The following is a 3,780-nucleotide window of genomic DNA, read 5'->3' on the forward strand; positions in this document are numbered from 1 at the left end:
CCGCCGTCCCCGGCGCGAGGCGCTGTTCGAGAATCGAGCTGAGCGTCTCCCACGCTGCGGGGCGTTGAATCGCGTAGCGGTCGAGAACCGCGGTCGACTGCTACGAAGGAAGGAATTCCGCGGTGCCGAACTCCTGCGCTTCGTGCCGACGGCCGGGCGGTCGATGACCTCGAGAACGACATTGCGCGGCTTGCCCGAAAGGCGACCGCGATGCTCGAGGAGTAGAAAGCGTCCGCGGAACAACGGGCCGAGCCCAGCCTTGAACATCGGGATCGGCGCGCGGGCCATCCATGGCGCGTGCAGGATTCGGTCGAGCGCGCCGGTGATGAACCGCTTTACGCGCTAAGACCCGAAGGGCGAGGAGGGACTGCCGTTGCAGTTCGACGGGGCAGGCTTGCCGGCGAATCGGCCGTCGACCCAGTCGAGCACGGCCGGGATGCCCGCGACCGCGACCGTGAGGTGGTCTGTGCCGGACGCGGCCGAGAACGTGGTGGGCGTGCCCTCTGCGCAGTTTTTCCCGGCGACCCGGCGCACCGGTTCGTAGGGCAGCATGCCATCGTTCGGGCTCTGCCAGAGGTACAGCGGAGCGTCGGGCGTGGGCGCGTTGACCGCGCTCTCACGCTCCAACACCGGGCGGATATCGGGGTCGGAAAGTAACTCGTCAATCGACAGGTTAGTGACGGCCGGCAAGTCCGGAACCTGAACGGCGGAGGCCAGAAGTGATTGGGTGCACGCGTCCTTGATGCTGTTGGCGTAGGCCTTGCCGCGGTCGTGGAACTTGCCGTGAATATCCATTTCCGGATATTCGCGGGACAAGCCGAGGGCGGCGATGGTGCCCAACGGGGCGCCGGGCTTGGGGCCGATGCCCCGGAAGCCGAACTCGATTTGCTCGGCATAGTCCGCCGGGAACCCGCCCACCGCTGCTCCGGCGAGGTTGACGTCCGGGGCGTACTCCGGTTGTTGCGAAGCCGCGAAGTACGCGGGCCCACTTCCTCCGGAGTACCCGACGACGGCCGTTTCACTGTGCTCGGTGCGGTATTTGGCGCTGGTTGCCGCGCGGATCGCGTCGAGCGTGATTCGCCCGCCTTGGATGTTCGCGCCGTAGGCCGCGTCGGGGCCCTCGTGGTCTGGCAGAAGAACCGCCCAGCCGCGCGCGAGCGCGAGGTTCGTAATCGCCATCGTCGCGCCGAGGAGCTGGGCTTCGAGGTCCCGAGCGCGGAAGGAAGCCGAGGGTTGGCAGTCCGAGGACAGCGCATTGATGAAGTGGTCGTAGGTGAAAATCGGTGCGTTTTCGCGCATACCTGGCGGACGGATAAGAGTTGCGGCGCCGGTGGTCGGCTTATCGTGGCTGTCGGTTGACCGGAAGACCATCTGGTCGACCTCGGAGCCGGGGAAGTGGGGGAGGAATTCTTTCCGTGAGTTCAGGACATCGCCAGGCTCGCCTGTCGGCGCCGGGCGGAAGAAGCTATCGCTATACCCGTCGGCGGCCGCCGCGCCAGGTGAGATGAGCGGAATCAGTAGAGCGGCACAAGCCACGACGCCGAGAGTCCGAACGCGCATTAAGAATTCTCCATTAAATCAACAACACATGCCTTAACGACCGTACATGTGTCTGGAGTGAAATTTGGGATTTGGCGTTCGGTTATGTCAGATACCCCTCGCTGGAGAGGCGGCCGGCGAGAAATGCCTCCAGCTCCTGCGTGCGTGGGCTGGCGACCTGGGACATTTGCTCTCCGCCGTCACAAGTGAAGAGACCGAAAACCACCGAATCCGAGTCTTTCGAGAGTACGCGCCAAATCCCGCCGGAGGTTTCCCAGCGGTCGAGCGTCTCCACGATTTCCGGAGTCGAGCACATGTAGGCATGTTAGTCGCCCGCAGCCGGGGCGATGGCCGGAAGCGCGCCAATCGGGAGGCGGGCGATCGCCGTTGCTGCTAACTTTTTTGGGTGCGGGCAGGGAGGTCGAAGCATGGTGAGAGAAAGTGGCAGTGTCGCAGAGCGGTACGCCCGCTCTCTTCCTGTCGAACTGCTTCCCGACACCTCGCAGCTCGGGCGGCGCGAGCGCACTCGCCGGGAGCTGCTCCACGCAGGACTCTTTCTCATCGCCGAGGAGTGCACGGACGTATCCGTCCTCGAGATCACGCGGACGGCCGGCGTCGGTCAGGGCACGTTCTACAACCATTTCGCGGACAAGGGCACGTTCTTTCGGGACGCGCTCGAATACGGAGTGGACATCGTCGCCGACATGATCGACCGTGTCGTCTCGCCCGGCGGCGGCCACGCGCAGCAGTGCTGCCAGGCATTTCGGGTAATCGGCCGGCTCCACCGCCAGGTGCCGACGCTGTCGCTCGCCCTCATCAGGCGGGGCAGCGAGTTCTATACCGATTCGAGTAGTCTCGCCGTTCGCGTGCGCGAGGACATCGTCAAGGGCGTGGAGGCGGGGGAGTTTCACGTGCGCGATGTCGAAGGCGCTACCGGGACGATGTTGGGCGCGATCCTCATGCTTGGACAGCGGATCCACAACCATCCCGAGGAATCCGACGGCGCCGTGGCCGATGCAGTGTCCGGGGACTTACTGCAGCTCCTCGGTGTTCCCGGTGAGCGGATCGAGGAACTTCTCGCCCTCCCGGTTCCGCTGCTCGAACTCTGATCGCTTCTGCTTGCTCAAGATCCAGGGGCTCACACCCCGACTAAATTGACGATTTCGTCAGAAAGTGTTGACTTCTGACGAAATCGTCAATTAGCTTCGGGTGGTGCTGCGCCCGTGCAGCGCACGCCGCCAGACGTGGTGGCCACGACGTCGATCCGGAGCGAGTACGTGTCTTCATTTCTCTATAGCCTCGGCCGAGCGTGTTACCGGCTCGGATGGCGAGTGATCGCGCTGTGGTTCGTGCTGATCGCCCTCTGCGCCGCGGCCGCGCTGGCCCTCGGCGCCGGTACGAATGACACGATCGAGATCCCCGGCGTCGAATCTCAGGAGGCGCTCGAGGACCTCAGCCGCATCTACCCTGAAGCAGCAGGCACCTCGGCCCAGGTGGTCGTCGAGCTGCCGGATGGCGTGACGACCGACGATGACGCCGCGCGGGCGGGTATCGACGAGGCTGTCCGCCAGTTGTCCGGTGTCGAACAGATCGCCTCGGTGGCGTCCCCGTACGACGATCTCGTCTCCGGCACGATCTCGGAAGATCGGGCCACGGCGATCATTACCGCGCAGTATGCGGTTCCAATGTTCGACGTCACCGAATCGTCCCTGGCCGGGCTCGAGCACACCGCGATGGCCGCCGACGACGGGTTGCCGGAAGGTTCGCAGATTCACCTGGGCGGGGAAGCGTTCTCGAATAACGTTCCCGAGCCGAGCGCGACAGAAGCGATCGGCATCGTCCTCGCACTCATCTTTCTCTACGCCCTGTTTCGTTCACTGAAGACCGCCGTCATCCCGCTGTTCACTGCGCTGATCGGCGTCGCGGTAACCGAGCTGTTGATCCAGGCGTCGACCGGATCGCTCGACGTGATGGCGACGGCGCCGATGCTCGCGTTGATGATCGGTCTGGCGGTCGGAATCGACTACGCCCTGTTCATCGTCTCCCGCTACCGCGACGAGCTGCGCGAGGGCGTGGACCCGGCGAAGGCCGCCGCCATCGCGACCGCGACCGCCGGTTCGGCCGTCGTCTTCGCCGGTGTCACGGTCATCATCGCGCTCATCGGCCTGTTCGTCGCGGGCATCCCCTTCCTCACGATCATGGGTGTCGCCGCAGCGCTGGGCGTTGCCATGGCGATCGCCG

Annotated in this window: 4 protein-coding genes; 2 read left to right on the top strand and 2 right to left on the bottom strand. The window is 64.9% G+C overall.

All coding sequences use genetic code 11. The features are described from left to right. Positions 1-342 precede the first annotated feature (342 nt). A complete protein-coding gene (locus K8V11_RS08755) occupies positions 343-1,560 on the bottom strand; it encodes a lipase family protein (protein ID WP_303912866.1) in 1,218 nt (405 codons plus the stop codon). A gap of 82 nt (positions 1,561-1,642) precedes the next feature. Further along, positions 1,643-1,855 (bottom strand): hypothetical protein, encoded by a 213-nt coding sequence (locus tag K8V11_RS08760; protein WP_303912871.1) that lies wholly within the window; start codon positions 1,853-1,855, stop codon positions 1,643-1,645. A gap of 112 nt (positions 1,856-1,967) precedes the next feature. Here K8V11_RS08760 and K8V11_RS08765 point away from each other — a divergent pair, with 112 nt between their 5' ends. Continuing rightward, positions 1,968-2,648, top strand: coding sequence for a TetR/AcrR family transcriptional regulator (locus K8V11_RS08765; RefSeq protein WP_303912874.1), 681 nt, complete (start codon positions 1,968-1,970; stop codon positions 2,646-2,648). Positions 2,649-2,762: 114 nt separating this feature from the next. Continuing rightward, on the top strand, positions 2,763-3,780 hold a 1,018-nt coding region (locus K8V11_RS08770; protein ID WP_303912877.1), incomplete at its 3' end, for an MMPL family transporter.

Origin of the sequence: Dietzia timorensis (genome assembly GCF_020742175.1) — a bacterium.
GTDB lineage: Bacteria > Actinomycetota > Actinomycetes > Mycobacteriales > Mycobacteriaceae > Dietzia > Dietzia timorensis_A.

Coding starts and splice junctions, on each gene's coding strand:
- K8V11_RS08755 (WP_303912866.1), bottom strand. CDS start 1,560: ATGCGCGTTCGGACTCTCGGCGTCGTGGCTTGTGCCGCTCTACTGATT.
- K8V11_RS08765 (WP_303912874.1), top strand. CDS start 1,968: ATGGTGAGAGAAAGTGGCAGTGTCGCAGAGCGGTACGCCCGCTCTCTT.
- K8V11_RS08760 (WP_303912871.1), bottom strand. CDS start 1,855: ATGTGCTCGACTCCGGAAATCGTGGAGACGCTCGACCGCTGGGAAACC.